Annotated in this window: 17 protein-coding genes; 14 read left to right on the top strand and 3 right to left on the bottom strand. The window is 46.2% G+C overall.

Going from position 1 to position 19,123, the window contains the following annotated elements; translation table 11 throughout:
* Window positions 1-6 precede the first annotated feature (6 nt).
* Window positions 7-555, top strand: a complete 549-nt coding sequence (locus BEL05_RS03260; RefSeq protein WP_069670262.1) for a hypothetical protein — start codon at window positions 7-9, stop codon at window positions 553-555.
* A 275-nt stretch (window positions 556-830) separates the two neighbouring features.
* On the opposite strand, the gene BEL05_RS03255 is transcribed toward BEL05_RS03260, so the two are convergent.
* The 3 genes from BEL05_RS03255 to fadI all read right to left on the bottom strand — a co-directional run bounded on the left by BEL05_RS03255 (window position 831) and on the right by fadI (window position 4,727).
* On the bottom strand, window positions 831-1,019 hold the full coding sequence (locus BEL05_RS03255) for a hypothetical protein (RefSeq protein WP_245686933.1): 189 nt from the start codon (window positions 1,017-1,019) through the stop codon (window positions 831-833).
* Window positions 1,020-1,291: 272 nt separating this feature from the next.
* On the bottom strand, window positions 1,292-3,412 hold the full coding sequence (gene fadJ, locus BEL05_RS03250; RefSeq protein ID WP_069670260.1) for a fatty acid oxidation complex subunit alpha FadJ: 2,121 nt from the start codon (window positions 3,410-3,412) through the stop codon (window positions 1,292-1,294).
* Between the two features lie 4 nt (window positions 3,413-3,416).
* Window positions 3,417-4,727: an acetyl-CoA C-acyltransferase FadI gene (gene fadI / locus BEL05_RS03245; RefSeq protein ID WP_028765459.1), complete on the bottom strand. Its 1,311-nt coding sequence runs from the start codon at window positions 4,725-4,727 to the stop codon at window positions 3,417-3,419.
* A 405-nt stretch (window positions 4,728-5,132) separates the two neighbouring features.
* Here fadI and BEL05_RS03240 point away from each other — a divergent pair, with 405 nt between their 5' ends.
* The 13 genes from BEL05_RS03240 (at window position 5,133) to BEL05_RS03180 (ending at window position 19,120) form a co-directional block, all read left to right on the top strand.
* Complete coding sequence (locus tag BEL05_RS03240; RefSeq protein ID WP_069670259.1) at window positions 5,133-6,089, top strand: AAA family ATPase; 957 nt, start codon at window positions 5,133-5,135, stop codon at window positions 6,087-6,089.
* Window positions 6,089-7,018 carry a DUF58 domain-containing protein gene (locus BEL05_RS03235; RefSeq protein WP_069670258.1) on the top strand — a complete coding sequence of 310 codons (930 nt, stop codon included), beginning with the start codon at window positions 6,089-6,091 and terminating at the stop codon, window positions 7,016-7,018. The genes BEL05_RS03240 and BEL05_RS03235 overlap by 1 nt, the downstream gene beginning before the upstream one ends.
* Window positions 7,019-7,510, top strand: coding sequence for a DUF4381 domain-containing protein (locus BEL05_RS03230; protein WP_069670257.1), 492 nt, complete (start codon window positions 7,019-7,021; stop codon window positions 7,508-7,510).
* Window positions 7,504-8,505, top strand: a complete 1,002-nt coding sequence (locus BEL05_RS03225) for a vWA domain-containing protein (RefSeq protein WP_069670256.1) — start codon at window positions 7,504-7,506, stop codon at window positions 8,503-8,505. The genes BEL05_RS03230 and BEL05_RS03225 overlap by 7 nt, the downstream gene beginning before the upstream one ends.
* Window positions 8,505-10,460 carry a vWA domain-containing protein gene (locus BEL05_RS03220; protein WP_069670255.1) on the top strand — a complete coding sequence of 652 codons (1,956 nt, stop codon included), beginning with the start codon at window positions 8,505-8,507 and terminating at the stop codon, window positions 10,458-10,460. The genes BEL05_RS03225 and BEL05_RS03220 overlap by 1 nt, the downstream gene beginning before the upstream one ends.
* Window positions 10,454-12,085 carry a BatD family protein gene (locus BEL05_RS03215; RefSeq protein WP_069670254.1) on the top strand — a complete coding sequence of 544 codons (1,632 nt, stop codon included), beginning with the start codon at window positions 10,454-10,456 and terminating at the stop codon, window positions 12,083-12,085. The genes BEL05_RS03220 and BEL05_RS03215 overlap by 7 nt, the downstream gene beginning before the upstream one ends.
* A gap of 88 nt (window positions 12,086-12,173) precedes the next feature.
* Complete coding sequence (locus BEL05_RS03210; protein ID WP_028765466.1) at window positions 12,174-12,737, top strand: sigma-70 family RNA polymerase sigma factor; 564 nt, start codon at window positions 12,174-12,176, stop codon at window positions 12,735-12,737.
* Entirely contained in the window at window positions 12,730-13,434 is a 705-nt protein-coding gene (locus tag BEL05_RS03205; RefSeq protein WP_028765467.1) for a DUF3379 domain-containing protein, read from the top strand. The genes BEL05_RS03210 and BEL05_RS03205 overlap by 8 nt, the downstream gene beginning before the upstream one ends.
* A gap of 137 nt (window positions 13,435-13,571) precedes the next feature.
* The gene (putP, locus tag BEL05_RS03200; RefSeq protein WP_069670253.1) at window positions 13,572-15,023 is read left to right on the top strand and encodes a sodium/proline symporter PutP; all 1,452 of its coding nucleotides are present in this window, start codon (window positions 13,572-13,574) and stop codon (window positions 15,021-15,023) included.
* Window positions 15,024-15,374: 351 nt separating this feature from the next.
* The gene (locus BEL05_RS03195; protein WP_069670252.1) at window positions 15,375-16,685 is read left to right on the top strand and encodes an OmpP1/FadL family transporter; all 1,311 of its coding nucleotides are present in this window, start codon (window positions 15,375-15,377) and stop codon (window positions 16,683-16,685) included.
* Window positions 16,686-16,800: 115 nt separating this feature from the next.
* Complete coding sequence (locus BEL05_RS03190; RefSeq protein ID WP_028765470.1) at window positions 16,801-17,181, top strand: VOC family protein; 381 nt, start codon at window positions 16,801-16,803, stop codon at window positions 17,179-17,181.
* Between the two features lie 92 nt (window positions 17,182-17,273).
* Complete coding sequence (locus tag BEL05_RS03185; protein WP_069670251.1) at window positions 17,274-17,984, top strand: SIMPL domain-containing protein; 711 nt, start codon at window positions 17,274-17,276, stop codon at window positions 17,982-17,984.
* A 122-nt stretch (window positions 17,985-18,106) separates the two neighbouring features.
* Window positions 18,107-19,120, top strand: coding sequence for an efflux RND transporter periplasmic adaptor subunit (locus BEL05_RS03180; RefSeq protein WP_069670250.1), 1,014 nt, complete (start codon window positions 18,107-18,109; stop codon window positions 19,118-19,120).
* Window positions 19,121-19,123: the final 3 nt, after the last annotated feature.

Raw genomic sequence — 19,123 nt, 5'->3', positions numbered from 1 at the left:
AAGACAATGATTAACGGACTAGTTACTGCTATCGCTTTCGCCCTTTCTTGCACTACTGCGAATGTCGAAAATATTTCCCTTGCAGGTTCTCCAAACGTTAGGCTTAAGCCTATAGAAGTTGCTGGCTCACCAAATATTAAGTTTAAGCCGATTCAAGTAGCTGGCTCACCAAACATTAAGTTTAAACCGATGCAAGTAGCTGGCTCACCAAATATTAAGTTTAAGCCGATTCAAGTAGCTGGCTCACCAAATATTAAGTTTAAGCCGATTCAAGTAGCTGGCTCACCAAACATTAAGTTTAAACCGATTCAAGTAGCTGGCTCTCCAAATATTAAGTTTAAGCCGATTCAAGTAGCTGGCTCTCCAAACATTAAGTTTAAACCGATTCAAGTAGCTGGCTCTCCAAATATTAAGTTTAAGCCGATTCAAGTAGCTGGCTCACCAAATATTAAGTTTAAGCCGATTCAAGTAGCTGGCTCACCAAATATTAAGTTTAAGCCGATTCAAGTAGCTGGTTCACCAAACATCAAATTCATCAACTCAGCTGTTGCTTAAGTTTAAGGAGAATGATTATGTTAGATTCACTAAAGAAAGCTCTTGGACTTAACCACAAACCAGAGCGTAAGAAAGTACAACTTCCTGCAGGGTTAGATCACCTAGAAGTGATCCCAGCAAAAGGCTGGTGGAACTAGTTGGAGCATCAATTATCACCAACGCCAGATACATAAAAAGGAGCATTAATGCTCCTTTTTATTTTCATTCATGTCGACAATTTACCTTTCATAGGGATGATAAGATAGGCAGGAAATTGATGACAGCGTAGACAAGGGTTAAAGCGTTATCTGAACCGACCCTTTACCTTGGGCACGCTTAATAGCAAAACGTTTGTGGGTATTGAACAAAGGGTACCCAACAGGCCCCAACACTAAACCGATAGCAGCCCAGCGTTTAACGCCCAGCCCAGCACGAAATGCTAAGTTGCCCATCACCACACTACTGACGGCCAGTATACCAGCCACTAATACCACCACTTATTACACCTCTACTTCAATAAGTTAATGATGCCACCAATTAAACGTTTACTTGGCAGCATATATCATTACTAGCCTAAAGCGCTTACTTCCTTTAGCAAGTATGTTACCCAACGATAACTGACTAGGAAGAATGCCATCAAACAAGCGCGTATGATACCCAAAACCTTGCCAAAAATGAACAAAAAACAGGCAAACATATTCCTCTAGACATAAAAAATGCGGCATTATGTTGCCGCATTGTTAAGTGGTATAAAGTATTATGAATGGAAACGAGATCCCGTTTCTGCCATTTCAACTAACATGGCACACGGTTTAAAGCGCTCTCCATGATCCTGGGCATACTGGTTTAGGATTTCAACCAACTTAGCCGGCCCCATTGTATCAATGTAGCGGAAAGGCCCCCCCAAGAAAGGTGGGAAACCAATACCAAAAATAGCACCGATATCACCATCACGGGCACTCGCAATAATGCCCTCTTCTAAACATCGCACCGCTTCATTAAGCATCTGCACCACACAGCGCTGTATAACTTCAGCGGCATCGCTAGTAGCAGTTGGCGTGATCCCCAGTACAGCATATACCGATTCATCAACCAGTTTCTTCTTCGACTTAGTGCCATATTGGTAAAAACCTTTACCATTTTTACGCCCTTTACGATCATCACCAAGTAACTTGTCAAAAGCGGTTGGCGCCTGAAAGCGTGCACCAAGCTCTTTTTCAAGAATTGGAGAGATCTTCGCACCAACGTCAATGCCCACTTCGTCCAGTAACGTCATTGGGCCAACAGGGAATCCAAATTTCACTAAGGCTTTATCAAGATGCTCGACGCTCTCGCCCTGCAGCAACAGGTTTGCCGCCTCATTCATGTATAAGGCTAAGATTCGGTTAACATAGAAACCGGCACCATCTTGAACAACAATAGGTGTCTTACCCTGCTTGCGCGCAAACGCGACGGTGGTCGCAATTGTTTCAGCAGAGGTTTTCTCATGAGCAATAACTTCAACCAGAGGCATTTTCTCTACTGGCGAAAAATAGTGCAAGCCAATCACATTCTCTGGGCGTTGCGCTGCTTCGGCGATCTGAGATATTGGCAACGACGAGGTATTTGATGCAAAGATGGTATGTTCACCACATTCACGTTCAACATCCTTAACCATCTGATGCTTTAAGCCTAAATCTTCAAATACGGCCTCAACAACGATATCAGCGTCTTTGATCCCTTTATACTCAGTGGTTGTCGTCATTAACGCCATGAGATTGTCACGAGCTGCAGACGTCATGTGACGACGTTTAACGCCTTTATCTAACAATTTATAGGCATACGACAGTGCGTTACTTAAACCTGTTTCGTTAATATCTTTTACGCGAGCAGGAATTTTGGCTTTAGTTGTAGTTACCGAGGCAATACCGCCCCCCATTAAACCACCACCCAAAATCATGGCTTTCTTAACGGGTTTGGCTTGCACGTCACCAGCACCGCTCTCTTTTTTCATCTCTGTGGTTGCAAAGAAAATGCTTCTTAACGCTTCAGATTCTGGTGACATAACCAAATCAGCAAAATGCGTAGCTTCAACCTCTAGACCTTTAATCAGCCCTTTCGTCATACCTTGACGAACACAATCAATGATCTTCTCTGGCGCTGGATAATTACCATGGGTTTTCTTGTTAACTTGCTTTAGCGCTTGGTCAAAAATAATATTGCGCCCAGCAGACGTGCCCTCTAAAACGCGATTGACCATAGACGCTTTGGCTTTCTTGGGCATTTTTTTACCGCTTAATGCCATCTCAATGGCGGTACGCAGTAAAATCGACTCAGGAACGACATCGTTAACTAACCCCATTTTAAGTGCTTGTTTAGGGCGAAGCTGCTTACCAGTTAACATCATATCCAGTGCAGTCGTAATACCGACTAACCGGGGCAAACGTTGGGTGCCGCCCCCGCCCGGTAACAAGCCTAACTGAACTTCGGGCAAGCCCATCATGGTCTTAGCGCTATCGGTACACACACGCATATGGCAAGCTAAGGCAAGCTCTAAACCACCACCTAAACAAGGGCCGTTAATCGCTGCAACCACGGGAATAGTGAGTGCTTCTAAGGCCAAAAAGACTTCATGCCCCTGTTGTGACAGCTGTTTCGCATCATCAGCCGATGTGCAGGCATCAAGCATGGAAATATCGGCGCCAGCAACGAATGAATCTTTTTTGCCTGAGATAATCACCAAACCTTTAATCTGATGGTCACTACGGATTTCAGTCAGCACTTCACTGATCTCAGGGCCAAATTCTGCACGTAACGTATTCATGGTTTCGCCAGGAACATCCATCGTTAATACAGCAATACCGTTCTCGTTACGACTTAATGTAAAACTCTTATCCATGAGATCACTCCACTTCTACTATCATTGCTGCACCAAGACCACCCGCAGCACATGCGGTTGCTAAGCCTGTTCCACCACCACGACGTTTTAATTCGCGACACACTTGGGTAATTAAACGTGTTCCCGTTGCAGCAAACGGATGACCATAAGCCAAAGAGCCGCCCAGTACGTTAAACTTGCTCATGTCTATTTCACCAATGGCACGGTTGCGACCCAACTTTTCTTCGGCAAACTTTTTAGAGCCAAACATCTGCATGTTGGCAAGCGTTTGCGCGGCAAACGCCTCATGCATCTCGATCAGGGTCAGATCTTCAAGCTCCATCCCAGCGCGCTTTAGCGCAAGAGGTGTCGCATAAGAAGGCCCCATTAACATATCTTGCCAAACATCAATGGCAGTAAACGCATAGCTCTTAATGTAACCAATAGGTTGATAACCTAACGCTTTAGCGCGGCTTTCACTCATCAAGAGTACAGCTGATGCACCGTCGGTCAGCGGCGTACTGTTTGCAGCAGTAACCGAACCATGTTTACGGTCAAACGCTGGTCTGAGTTTGGCGTAAGATTCAATCGAAGAGTTTTCACGAATATTGTTGTCACGGTCAATAAATGACTTATACGGCGGTACGTGAGCGGTCATCACCTCATCACGCAAATTACCTGAATTCCATGTTTCTGCAGCGAGACTGTGTGAACGGAAAGCCAGCGCATCTTGATCGGCGCGGCTAATATTGTATGTCTTCGCCATCTGCTCTGCGGTTTGTCCCATTGACAAGCCAGTAGAATATTCAGCAACCGCTGGCGGCACAGGCAAAAGATCTTTTAAACCTAAGCGACGAAAGATAGCAAGTTTCTGCCCAAAACTGCGGGCTTTATTCAAGTCAACCAAGGCGTGAGCCAGTTTTTTGGACACGCCAATTGGCAACACCGATGATGAATCAGCACCACCTGCAATACCGATATCGATATTGCCCGTCATGATAGACTCTGCGACATTAACGGCTGATTGAAAACTGGTTGCACAGGCACGCGTGACACTGTATGCATCGGTGGCGACATTCATGCCAGTACCCAGAACAATTTCACGTGCAATATTAGGCGCTGCAGGCATCTGTACCACTTGCCCATAAACAAGTTGCTCAATCTCTTTTGGATCTAACTCAGACCGTGACACTAGCTCATTGACAACCATTTTGCCCATGTCCAATGCCGAAACGCCGTGAAACGCGGTTGCTTGTTTAGCAAAGGGGGTTCGCAGGCCCATCACAATCGCAATACGATCGCCCTTTGCATTTCTCACTTGCTGTAGATCACTCATCTTTTGCCCTCATGACACGCCTAATCGAACAGTTTCTCTTGGCGCAATTATTATTGTTCCCTTACCCAATGATTTAGCTCATGTTAATAAAGCCATCAAAACAGGTCAGACCATCAAAGTGTGATCTGATTCTAACTTCTTATTTAAAAGTTTTAAACACCTGTTTGGTTTTTAGTCGGTGAAATTAAAAAAATAACAGTATTAACAATGTTTAATAAAATAAAATTAGTCCCTTTGATCGGTTTAAATCCCTTTGTAAGCATGCTAACTTATTTTCCACGAATCTGATTTCTATCGATAGTTAATGCCTAATTGGACAACAACGAAGACTAGCCAAACCCTATCTGAATTTTTTACCATATTAGCTGTCTATAGCTCACATAATTTATAAAACCGAGTAGCATCATGCCTTTGAGTCGACTTCATTCATTACGCGAATACCTAGATACAGTTATCTTAGGTCAACCTGTTCTTACCGAAAACTTACTTATTGCATTAATCGCTGACGGACATCTTTTGGTCGAGGGCCCGCCAGGCCTAGCAAAAACCCGTGCAGTAAAAGCCTTGAGTGATGGTGTTGAGGGCGACTTTCATCGCATTCAGTTTACTCCTGACTTACTGCCAGCAGATTTAACCGGTACTGATATCTATCGCGCGCAAACGGCTACCTTCGAGTTTGAGGCTGGCCCTATCTTCCATAATCTGATCCTCGCCGATGAGATAAACAGGGCGCCCGCTAAAGTGCAATCGGCGCTATTAGAGGCGATGGCTGAGGGGCAAGTAACCGTTGGTAAACACAGTTACAAACTGCCTAAGCTATTTTTAGTGATGGCAACACAGAACCCGCTTGAGAACGAAGGCACCTACCCGCTGCCAGAAGCGCAATTAGATCGCTTTTTAATGCACTTAAACTTAGATTACCCTAGCGCCGAAACTGAATTTAAGATCATGCGCTTATCTCGTAATGAAGCGCTATCTCACGATATTCCTACGGTGAAACCCATCGTCCAAGACGAGATTTTTGCAGCCAGAGCGGCCGCCCTAGCTATCTATCTAGCCGAGCCGTTAGAGCAGTATATTGTCAGCATTGTCATGGCCACTCGCCAACCACAACAGTATAGCGATAGCCTTGCCAACTGGCTTGAATATGGCGTCAGCCCCCGTGCAACTATCTCTATTGAGCGTTGCGCTCGCGCTCGCGCATGGTTAATGGGACGAGATTACGTCTCGCCTGAAGATATTCAGGCAGTCGTTCCTAATGTGCTACGTCACCGTCTGCTGCTCAGCTATCAAGCGCAGGCAGAAGGCATCAGTGCCGATCAGGTCATTAGCCATATTCTCAGTCAAGTCGCGGTACCTTAATGTCAGCAGTGCAACTACCTCTATTTGCCGATGGTGTTTCACTGACTCAGCAAGAGCTATTGGCGTGTCAAAATATCGCCAGAGCACTACCTGAGAAGCGAACAAAAGCGCGTGCGTCCCTAGCGGGTCATCGTGCGAGCAGCATCAAGGGACGCGGGATGGAGTTTGCTGAAGTGCGTCATTATCAAAGTGGTGATGACGTACGAACTATCGACTGGCGAGTCACTGCCAGAACCGGTAAAGCTCACACCAAGTTATTTGTCGAAGAGCGCGAACGCCCTGTACTACTATTACTCGACCTAAGCCACAGTCTTTACTTCGGTTCCAGTCTAATGCTGCAATCAGTTCAAGCTGCGCACCTTTCCGCCACCCTGGGCTGGAGCGCTATCGGCAATGGCGACAGATTAGGGGCATTGATAGCCAGCGAGAAACAACATATTGAACTCAAACCCCGTAGCCGCCAACAAGGTATTTTGGCGCTCATCAATGCTATGCAAGCTGTCCACCAGCAGCAACTCGATGCATTAGATGAGGTGCAAGCAGAGCCAAACCATATCTACAAAGCTTGCCTGCGCCTAAGACGTATCGCCAAGCCTGGCTCATTAGTGTGGATCATTAGCGACGGAACGCACTTCACACCCGACTGTTTGGGACCGTTAGCTGAGTTAAAGCGTCATTGCGATATCGGAGCATTTTTAATTACCGACCCGCTTAAACAGGGCAAGATAGCATTGCCTAAGCAGTTTCAATTACCAGTGAAAGATGGTGACAGAGAGCTGGTATTAACGCCCCACAGTTATCAATCATGGCTCAAGGTACAACGCCAACATCAACAACAGTTTATAAGTATGATGGCCCAACTAAACGCGCAGCCACGCACTATTGATGCGGGTATCAATCTGCAGCAACAGCTAGGAACTTTCAGTTAGATGCAAACGGCAACTCCCCCCACATTGGCTAGCATGCAAGATATCCAAACACCGCCCGATATAGGTAATTGGCCACTCGCTTATGGCTACTGGCTAGTTATTTTAATTGCAATAACCCTTATCATTCTAGTCTGCTTTGGGTTAATTAAACGCCATAAACAACGGGCCATAAAACGTGCAGCGATTAATGAACTAGCACAACTGAAGCTTGATGACCGTCAATTCGCGTCACATGTTAACGCACTACTCAAACGCTGTGCCATGAGCCATGGCACCAGAGAACAGTTCGCGCATCTTGATGGCGAACCATGGTTTACCTGGCTTAATAGCAAAACTGCAGCACCCGACACTACCTTGACCTCATTACTGGCAAAACGCTATCAACCAATGCCGCTGTCTCAAGATGAAGCCCAGCAACTTCACGATGCGGCTAAACGCTGGCTGCAACAAGCCCTACCGCTTAAAACGCTTAAGGGGGATACAGCATGTTGACCTTAGCTTGGGCATGGCTGCTACTGCTACTACCATTACCACTTTTATTTGCCAAACGCGCTCATGTTCAAACCGTCACCAGCGGTCACTTGCAGCTACCAGGCAGCAGTGAAACCTTGCAGAAAACCGCTGCACAGCGACAACGAAAATCGCTGCTGCCATATTGGCTAATCTGGGTATGTTTAGTCACTGCCGTTGCTCGTCCCCTTTGGGTTGGCGATCTAATTGAACTACCGAGCAAAGGCCGAGATCTTATGCTGGCTGTCGATCTCTCTGGCAGTATGCAGATTGAAGATATGGTACTAGATGGCAAACCTGTAGACAGATTCAGCTTGGTTCAGCACCTCATGAGTGACTTTATTGAGCGCCGCCAAGGTGACAAGATTGGACTGATACTGTTTGCCGACCACGCCTACTTACAAGCGCCACTGACACAAGATAGACGCTCTGTCGCTCAGTTTTTATCGGAGGCACAAATTGGTCTAGTGGGCAAACAAACTGGGATTGGCGAAGCGATTGCACTTGGAGTTAAGCGCTTTGACAAGGCACAAGAGAGCAACCGGGTGCTGATCCTCTTGACTGATGGTTCTAATAACTCTGGTAGTATTACCCCAGAACAAGCCTCAGAGATCGCCGCAAAACGTGGTATCACTATTTACACCATAGGTGTGGGTTCAGAAGTCATGGAGCGCCGTACCCTTTTTGGTAAAGAGCGGGTTAATCCCTCGATGGATCTTGATGAAGCCCAATTGACTAGTATTGCCAACACCACCGGCGGTCGCTATTTTCGTGCGCGTAATGCCCAAGAACTAGCACAAATTTATCAAGCAATTGATAGCCTTGAACCGACCGATAGTGAGCAGTTAAGTTATCGGCCTCAATCAGAGCTATTCTATTATCCCTTGGCCGCAGCACTCCTAATTAGTGCACTGATGATGCTATGGCGACTGCCTATGATTCAATCACTCACCTATTTAACAAAACGGGAGGCATAATGATCCACCTACTGCGTCCTGAATGGCTATTGGCACTCCTACCGCTCGCGCTGCTTCTTTTTGTTGCGCGACGCAGTACAGGACAACAATCAAATTGGAACAAATACATTGCACCGCACCTTGCAAAACGGTTAGTCGGGCACTCATCCAACGCCAAACGTAACGACCTAAAGGTCATCGCTTTTTGCTGGTTGGTAGCAGTTATCGCCCTCTCCGGCCCCGCTTTTACCAAGCAGAGCTTACCTGTATTTGAAGCCAATCAAGGACGAGTGATCGTCATGGATATGTCGCTGTCGATGTATGCCACAGATCTGGTTCCTAATCGCCTTACCCAAGCTAAATTTAAGGCCACCGATCTGATTACTGGGCTAAAAGAGGGCGAAACAGGTTTAATCGCGTACGCTGGCGACGCATTCACTATTAGCCCACTGACACGAGATAAGGCCACGCTACTAAATTTATTACCCACCTTATCACCGCAAATCATGCCGGTTTTGGGCTCTAACTTACCCGTAGCCCTCACTCAGGCTAAAACCCTGCTGAGCCAAGGTGGGCATCTGCGTGGTGACGTCATACTATTAACCGATGGCGTATCAACAACGCAGGTTAATGAAGCTAAAAAAGTATTTGAAGACAGCCAATACCGCTTGTCAATTATTGCGCTTGGTAGCAGCCAAGGTGCAGCAATTCGCCTACCCGATGGTCAGTTAATGCGAGATAAAGTCGATCAAGTCGTGGTCGCTAAAACAGACTACTCGCTATTGAAAGAGATTGCGGTTGATAATGGTGGCAATCTATTCCCTTATCGTGCCGATGGTGAAGACTTAGTTCAGCTTTATCAGTCGTTAACCCAAAGTCAGTCCAATAAAAAATCGGATCTAGAAGGCGAAATCTGGCAAGATGCAGGGCCTTTTATTGCCCTGCTACTACTGTTACCCGCACTGATGAATTTTAGGCATGCTGTCGCAGCTCTGGCCTGTTTACTCTTGTTTACGCCACCAACACCAGTTTACGCCAATAGTTGGCAATCGCCTTGGCAGACTAATGATCAACGCGCTATGCAAGCCTATGAGCAACAAGATTATCAACAAGCAGCTGCGCTATTTAGCGACCCGAACTGGCAAGGCGCAGCCTTGTATAGAAACGGACAATATGAAGAAGCGTTAGCGCAGTTTGAGCAAGATAATTCCGCCACAGGACTTTACAATCAAGGCAACAGTCTGATGCAATTGCAGAATTACCAAGCAGCGATAGAAAAATACCAACAGGCACTCAAGAAACAGAGTGATCTTACGGCCGCCAGCGAGAATTTAGCCTTAGCGGAACAACTCGACGCACAGCAAAAACAGCAGAATCAGCAGAATCAGCAGAATCAGCAGAATCAGCAGAATCAGCAGCAAGATGATCAAAACCAGCAGCAGGATGATCAACAAGGTAATCAACAAAATGATTCCCAAGGAGAGTCGCAAAATCAGGGCCAGCAAGACCAACAACCCACTGACGAGCAACAGCAGTCAGAGCAGCAGCAATCCTCATCGGATCAAAGCCAAAGCCAGGAGGATAATGCCCAGCAACAAGACGCTTCCTCACAGCAATCTAATGAGGCCTCCTCTGCCAATAATGAGGCCCCGATGAGTGCTGAGCCAGAGACTAAAACGCCTACGACCGCTTCTTCGCCGCAAGATGAGGAAACTGAGCCTGACGATACCTCATCGGCTCAGCAAATGGCAGACGCCCAACCTCAATCGGCTCCACAGGAGCAGCCCCCATCAGACGCATCCCAAGCCTTGCAAGCGGCTGACGCGCCAGCACCAGATGATTTACCGCTAGAGATGCAGCGAGCACTCTCATCGGTTATTGATGATCCTCAGGTGCTGCTGCGCAACAAAATGCAATTGGAATACCAAAAACGTCGCCGTCAAGGCCAGACTTCAAAGGATACCGAACAGTGGTAATACGCACGCTTTCTATTTTAGCCCTTTTGGCACTATCACTTTCCACTCCCGCCTATGCGCTCACTACGCTGGAAACCTCTGTAGACCGAAATCCAGCAATAGAAGGTGAGTATTTGGTGCTTAGCATAAAGGCTGATGATGACGTCGATAACGGCAGCTTAGATACCTCTATTCTGCTAAAAGACTTTATTGTTGGGCGCACCAGTGTGAGCAGAAGTACTCAAATCATGAACTTTGACGCCAGTAAAGAAACCCGCTGGCAAGTGTTGCTCGCCCCCAAGCGTGCCGGGATCATAGAGATCCCAGCGCTCACCATCAAAGGGGTGAGCTCAGCGCCAATAAAACTCACCGTTAGCGCGCCAGGTAGCCAACCGCAGCAGATGAAGAGTCTATTCATCCGCAGCAGCCTCTCATCGGAAGAAGCTTACGTCGGTCAGCTCATTACCTATAAAGTTAAACTCTATCTCGCAGTGGAGTTGCAGCGTGGCGTACTGAGCGCGCCTAACGTTGAAGGCGCCCAACTCAAACAGCTAGGTGAAGATATTGATACCACCGAGATTTTGGATGGCAGACGTTACCGAGTCATTGAACGTACCTACAGTATTATTGCCGATACGCCAGGCAAACTTACTCTTTCTGGTGCCAGCTTTTCTGGCGATGTCTTAGTTGAGGCGGCACGCCGAGGCGGCATGTTCTCCTTTAATGAAAGCCGCCCCATGCAAGCCAAAGCAGCACCAAGCGAAGTGACCATTTACCCCATTCCCAGTGATTATCATGGTAAATGGTTAGTCAGTGATCTTGTTGTGCTAAAAGAGGATTGGCCTGCCTCGCAAACATTTGAAGTCGGTGTACCTCTCACGCGTAATATCACGCTGTTGGCGTCAAATACCGATGAAACGAGTCTGCCCGAACTAAGCATTAATCTGCCTGAAGGTTTTAAACAATATCCTGAAAAACCCCAACGTCAAACCTTTGTCAGAGAAAAGCAGGTCGTGGCGCAGCTGAAACAAACCACTGCTATCGTACCGACACAAGCTGGCAGCTATACCTTGCCAGAAATTAAGGTGCCTTGGTGGAATAATCAAACCAATAAGCAGGAGTTCGCCACGCTTCCAGCCCGCACCATTACGGTCAGCAGTTCATCATCAACACCTGAGGTTATTCCCTCAACGGTGGATACGACGACAGCGAAATCTCATGGCTATTGGCAAATACTAACCGCTATTTTTGCACTGTTATGGCTTTCCACTCTACTACTGTGGCGCCGTCACATCCGTAAACTGAAACTTGATCACGTTAGCCCACCAACCACGACTAAGCATAGCCACTCAGAAACGCCGTCAATGCTTGCTATTGAAGCTGCCTGCCGTAGCGGGCAAGCTGGTGCAATCATCCTGGCGTTACAGCAGCATTTCAGTGCTCAGTTTGCTAACAAAATGACCCTTGCTGAAATAGCAGGCTTAACACCAGCCCTTGGTTCAGCGATTAAACAGCTACAACAAGCGGCGTATAGTCCAGCCACGCAACATATCGATGGTCAGCAGATCCTCGATGCCGTTAAAAATTGCCCAATGGTTGCCAGAAAGACGGCAAAAAGTGCACTCAATCCGTTAAATCCTCTCTAACAAACTTGCCACATGTTAGCCTATCGAGGTAGGGTGAGCCCTACCCCGATAGCGCACATCACTTAGTTATTAATAGAGTGAGTAAAAAATGTTTGGCTTCAAACGAAATAATTTGGCCGATTCCTCGGTCAATAATGACATGCTAAGTAAACAACGACGATACGATAGCCTTGTCAGGGCACTTCACGCCGATCTATTCCGCTATGCCTATTGGTTATGCGGTGATAAACATATCGCTGAAGATATCACCCAAGAGACGTTTCTTCGCGCCTGGCGCTCGCTTGAATCACTAAAAGACGATAAAGCGGCAAAGGCTTGGTTAATTACCATTTTGCGTAGAGAAAATGCCCGCCGTTTTGAGCGCAAGCAATTTGACTACTCCGATGTAGAGCAGTCAGAGTTGGCCGACAATGTTTCATTATCAACCGAAGATAATATGGAACAATATCTAGTCAGACGCCAAATCGCCCGACTCGAAATAGAGTATCGTGAACCCCTTATTTTGCAGGTCATCGGCGGGTTCAGTGGTGAAGAGATTGCAGACATATTGCAGCTCAATCGCAATACGGTGATGACACGTTTATTTAGAGCTAGGAATCAACTTAAAGAACTTCTCGATCAAGAGCATACAAGAGGGCGCTCTAATGGATGAGCTAAAATTTCGCCGCGAGGCTTATGAAAATCCAAACAATCATGATGACGATTTTTTGTCAGCCATGCGTAGCTCTGATGAGCGACAAGCATTCGTAAAAGACCTCAAGCGCTTAGATAGCCAGATAGAGTCAGCGTTAAAAGTCGATGTGCCAGAAGGACTTGAAGCCAAGCTGCTGCTCAATCAACAGCTACATCAACACCAAGTTCAGCGACGAAAAACCGGTTTCACTATGGCTTTAGTCGCGTCAGTTGCCTTTGTGGCTGGTATCAGTTTTACTCTGTTACGTTTAGGACCTGTGGATCTGGGTCAACACGCATTAGCACATGTCTATCATGAGGATATGGCGCTGATAAGTCATGACGATGTCAGCTTTAATACCATCAATACCCAACTGGCTTCATTGGGCACGTTGGCTAACGCCAGATTTACCGAGCAGCCAGGCCAAGTGCTATACAGCACTTACTGCGACTTTCAAGGGGTAAAAAGTATTCATCTCGTTATGCAAGGTGCCCAAGGTAAAGTCACTCTGTTTATTGTGCCAGTCGAAGATAGAATGATTCTAGATGAAGCTTTTGCCGACAATCGCTACCAGGGCATGGGCTTTGCCGCAGACAATGCCTATATGTTGTTAGTTGGTGAACACCACGACGACCTCAACAACATTAAAGAAGAAATTAAGCAATCTTTCATCTAAATGTTCAACAGCCTGTGGTGACCATCCCGTCACCACAGGTCAGATCTTCATCACATTTCCATACTTTATTGAGCTCCTCATCAAACATCTGCTAGCATAGCGAGTTCAAATCAAACATAACAATAAACGGCGCAAGCATGACTATTGAATTACCTATTTTGATCACCTTTTTTGGCTACCTCATCCTTATGATGGGCATTGGCCTTTGGGCATATAAAGCCACAGACTCTGTCGATGACTATATCTTAGGTGGTCGTTCGATGGGCCCCGCCGTCACCGCATTGAGTGTCGGCGCTTCTGATATGTCAGGCTGGTTACTGCTGGGTTTGCCAGGTGCCGTATACCTTGGCGGCTTAGGGGAAGCATGGATTGGTATTGGCCTGGTATTCGGGGCTTGGCTAAACTGGCTATTCGTTGCGAGACGACTCCGTATTTACACTCAATTTGCCGATAACGCACTCACGCTGCCAGATTTCTTTGAAAAGCGCTTCGCTGACAAAAATGGTCTGTTAAAGCTGGTTTCTGCGATCACGATTTTAGTCTTTTTCACCTTCTATGCCTCTTCAGGTATGGTCGGTGGTGCAATATTGTTTGAGAAAGTCTTTGGCCTAGATTACACCCTCGCGCTCATCATCGGCTCTGCAATTATCGTCGCCTATACCTTTGTGGGAGGCTTCTTTGCTGTTAGCTGGACAGATTTCTTTCAAGGTTGCTTGATGCTGGTTGCTCTACTCATTGTGCCTGTGGCGATATTCAGCCAACCTGCAACGCAAAATGGCCTGCACGATCTCGATCCGGCTATGCTATCGATGATCAGCGACAATACCACGTTTATCGGTCTTGCTTCACTGCTAGCATGGGGCCTAGGCTATTTTGGCCAACCACATATCTTGTCACGCTTTATGGCCATAGGTAGTGCCGATGATATCCCTGTTTCACGCCGTATTGCCATGAGTTGGATGGTCGTTGCCCTGATTGGCGCTCTAGCTACTGGCCTGGCAGGCACACTCTATTTTGCTAACGACCCATTGGCTAACCCTGAAACTGTGTTTATCCACCTCGCCCATGCTGCATTTAACCCTTGGATTGGGGGTCTACTTATCGCGGCTATTTTGTCCGCCATCATGAGCACCATCGATTCGCAACTACTGGTCTGTTCAAGTGTGATCACTGAAGACTTCTATAAAAAATGGTTACGGCCAGAAGCAAATAGTAAAGAGTTAATGTTAGTAGGCCGTATAGGTGTACTCATCATCGCTGTCATTTCCGGTATCATCGCCCTCAACCCTGAAAGCAGCGTACTGGGCTTAGTCAGTTACGCATGGGCAGGTTTTGGTGCGGCATTTGGACCAGTGGTGTTATTGTCACTCTTTTGGCGCAGCTATAGCCGTAATGGCGCGGTAGCAACCGTGCTCGTTGGAGCTGTCACTGTGGTGCTGTGGAAACAAGCAGAAGGCGGCATATTTGAGCTTTATGAAATATTACCTGGATTTGTGTTTGCAACACTTGCAGGGGTTATCGTTAGCAAATTATTTAAACCCTCTGGTGAAATTACTCAGCAATTTGACCAATTCAGCGCCAAGCTTTAACACTCAAAATTGATTGAAACCCTAAATAGCGTACATGTGTACGCTATTTTTTTACTTTATTTTTTTTACTGAAAAATGTGACATTCACATTCGATTAACGTCAGTCGAAATGTTGCAAAATGTTAGATTTGGCGCTAGGTAGCGCTTAGCAAGCCTAATTCAAACACGTATCATTTTTCTTTTATATAACAACCACTAAAAGTAACAAATAACCAACATAACTTCACATCTGGTCGGAGTTGTTGAGTCACCAACTCATCCCTACTATGCACATGACTTATAAAATGGACCCCACTGCATGGTAATCACCTTGCGACATAATTGGGGCCAATAATAATAGAGAACACAATAATGAAGCGTTTCAACAAGACACTATTAGCCGTTGCCGTCACTCTTGCGAGTTCACAAACCATGGCAGCTGGTTTCCAACTTAATAGCCAATCAGCAACAGGGATTGGCCGAGCTTTTGCTGGTGATGCCGTGATTGCAGATAACGCTTCTGTGTTGTCTCGTAACCCAGCAGCGATGGCATTATTTGATACCAAACAACTTTCAATGGGCCTAACCTATGCGGATGTTGAAGTTCAGGTTAAAGATGTATACGTCAACTCAAATTTAGGTGAGCTCCATTACGGTAGCGTTAATGATGCAGCTGAAGCCAAAATCATCCCTAACTTTTATTATGTTAGCCCAGTAAATGACAAGTTTGCCTACGGCGTGGCGATGTTCAGTAATTTCGGTACAGGTACCGATACAGGCGCTTTATCACAGCCAAAACCAATCCTTGGTGGTACCGCGCAAATTCCCGCTCCAGTTGATCTACTAGGTAAAACAGAAGTCACAACTATTAACCTCAACCTCAGTGGTTCATATCGTATCAACGACCACTTCAGTATCGGTGCTGGTGTCGATGTTATCTATGGTGAAGGAACTCTAACCCGTTCAGGTGAACTGCCATTAGGGCCTGATGGTGCTTATGTACCAGTTGATCTTGTCGATGTCGAAGCTGACGGCGTGGCTTTCGGTGGAATTCTTGGTGCTGTATATGAAATCAATGCCGATCACCGTATCGGTGTAAGCTACCGTTTCAGCCCAGATTTTAAAGCCGACGGAACAGTAAAATATGGTGGGGTTGATTTCCAAGAGATCAACATTCCAATCCCTGATATTTTCCAAGTTGCTGGTTTTCATCAACTAACTGAAAAATTTGCCCTACATTACACGGCGCAAATGACAACCTGGGGTGATTTCCATGAGATCACAGTCAATGATCCTGCTGAAGCACAGCTTAAAAAGTATGCGTGGGATGACTCTTGGTTATTCAGTGTAGGTGGTACTTATACGCTTAACGATAGCTGGACACTGCGTGCAGGTTATATGTTCGATCAAGGTGTCGTTGGTGAAGTGAGCTCTATCTCTATCCCAGATTCAGACCGTCAATGGTACACCATGGGTGCGACGTACAACCTATCTAAACATACCAGTCTTGATTTCGGCATCGCATTTATTCGCGGTGAAGAAACGCAGCTAACCGAGCACAGCTCAGTATTAGAGCTAATTGGGCAGCAAATGCCGGCATTAGGTAATGATTTAGGCACAGTACATGCAACAACGCTTTCAAATGCCACCTATTACTCAGTACAGTACAACTACAAGTTCTAAGCTTGTAACTCACAGTTAGAACAACAAAAAGCCGGGCTCAATGCACGGCTTTTTTGTACTTATCCAAAATATTTCCTACAGTTAATACTACTCGCTCATAAAGACACAAATACACATGGCCAAAGTAATAGGTTTAGGTGGAATATTCTTTAAAAGTAAAGATCCTAAGGCTCTCGCGCAGTGGTACAAAAACCATCTGCAACTCCCTGTTGAACCATGGGGTGGCGCGGCATTCTATCTTAACAATCTCGAGCCCATTGCTGGTAGCAGCTATAGTGTTTGGACGCCAATGTCAGATGATACAGACTATCTTGATCCATCAACTCAGCCTTTCATGTTTAACCTCATTGTTGACGACCTCAATGAAGCCTTAGCACAGGTGAAAAATGGTGGTGCTCAGATCATCGCAGAAACCGAAGAGTCGGAGTTTGGTCGGTTCGGTTGGTTTATCGACCCTGATGGGAATAAAGTGGAGCTCTGGCAGCCTAGCACTTAATCCCCATCAGTATAGGGCTATAATCAGCTAGATTATTCTATTTAAAAGGAATATGCTGATTCACATCTTAACGTTGACTAAGGTAATCCCCCATGCAAAAACCACTTTCAGCCACTCTCCTAGGCGCATTTATTTGTATTGGGCTTTACCTACTTGGCAATAGTGTCGGTAACAGTTTTATCCAGATGAGAGCGCTAGAGCGTACCGTGACAGTAAAAGGATTAGCTGAATTAGAGGTCACTGCCGATACCGCGATCTGGCCGATACGTTTTACTGAAGTAGATAACGACTTAAATAGTTTGTACCAGAATGTACAAATAAAGAGTGACAAGGTAATCGCTTTCTTGGTTAAACAAGGCTTTACCCAAGATGAGATATCCAGCTCCCTCCCCTCAATAGAAGATCGACAAGCACAAGGATATGTCGATCCGAACGTGCGTTACCGTTATGCAGCTAAAGTTACCATTTCCCTCTACACCAAACGGGTTCCGCTGTTATTAGAGATGCAAGGGAATCTGCTAGAACTCGCTAAAGAAGGCATTGCCATCTCCAGCCAAGACTATAATAGCCGTACCGAATTCTTATTTACCGATCTCAACAGTATTAAACCTGGCATGGTACAAGCTGCGACCGAAAATGCGCGTCTAACTGCTGAAAAATTTGCCAAGGATTCATCATCACAACTAGGTAAAATTAAAACCGCCTCTCAAGGGCAGTTTACCATTTCAGATAGAGACAGTAATACGCCCAATATTAAGAAGGTCCGGGTCGTTTCAACACTGACCTACTACCTCAATGATTAAGCGATCATAGCGGAAACACGCACTACAACTAACACGGTCAATCGCATTTTTCTAATAAATGATTGCATCGTTCATAAAAGTCCATTAGAATTTTCTTATGAAGTTTTTTAGGTGGTCTGATAATGAATAAACAACTACTCGCACTAGCCATGCTGCTGACAACTCTCTCGACGACTGCGGCCTCGGCTGATATAGAAACCCTTAGTGTTGACGCCCAACTACGCCCGCAGTGGGTGTCGTTAGATGCGCAACTCGAAGCGGTTAAATCAGCGACCGTCTCAGCACAAACATCTGGACGCATCATTAAAGTCAACTACGACGTCAACGATATTGTCCCACAAGGCGCAGCACTATTAGAGATCACTAGCAAAGCACAAGGGGCTGAGCTTGCTGCCGCTGAAGCCGAACTCGCCAGGGCACAAGCTCAAAATGAAGAAGCACAGAAGCAACGTAAACGTTACGAAGAGCTATTTCCTCAAGGTGCTATCTCTCAAGGCGACATGGACCAGGCGATAGCCAATGCACGCACCTCATCCCAAGCGGTTAGTGCTGCAAAAGCACGCATTATTCAGGCCAACGAATCACTGCAATACACCATCGTCAGCGCCCCTTTCTCTGGCATCGTGACGCAGCGGTATGTTGAAGAAGGGGAAACCGTCGCTCCGGGTCAGCCTTTACTCAGTGGTTTTTCAACCGATCAGTTGCGAGCCGTCACAAACGTGCCATTTCGCTACATTAACGCACTGCGTAGTCATCCGGAAGTGCAAATTTTCTTGCCAAATGGTGACGTGATGAACGCCAATCAACTCACCATTTTCTCCTTTGCTGACCCAAGTAGCCACAGCTACAAAACCCGTATTAACTTGCCTAGCAATGATGCGGGGCTTATGCCAGGCATGTGGCTAAAAGTACAATTTATTGCGGGTCAACGCAGTACCATGATGATTCCGCAATCTGCGGTACTCAATCAAAATGAACTCAGTGCCGTTTATCTGATTAAACAGGGCGAACCTGTGCTCAATCAAGTACGTCTCGGTGCTATTCGAGAGGGATATATTGAAGTGCTTGCAGGATTAAGTCCCGGAGACAATATCGCTATAGATGCCTATCAAGTCCTACTTAATTTAAACAAATAATGG

This window comes from Shewanella colwelliana, assembly GCF_001735525.1.
Classification (GTDB): domain Bacteria; phylum Pseudomonadota; class Gammaproteobacteria; order Enterobacterales; family Shewanellaceae; genus Shewanella; species Shewanella colwelliana.
The sequence above is the reverse complement of the archived record's forward strand: the minus strand, read 5'-3'. Positions and strand labels throughout refer to the sequence as shown.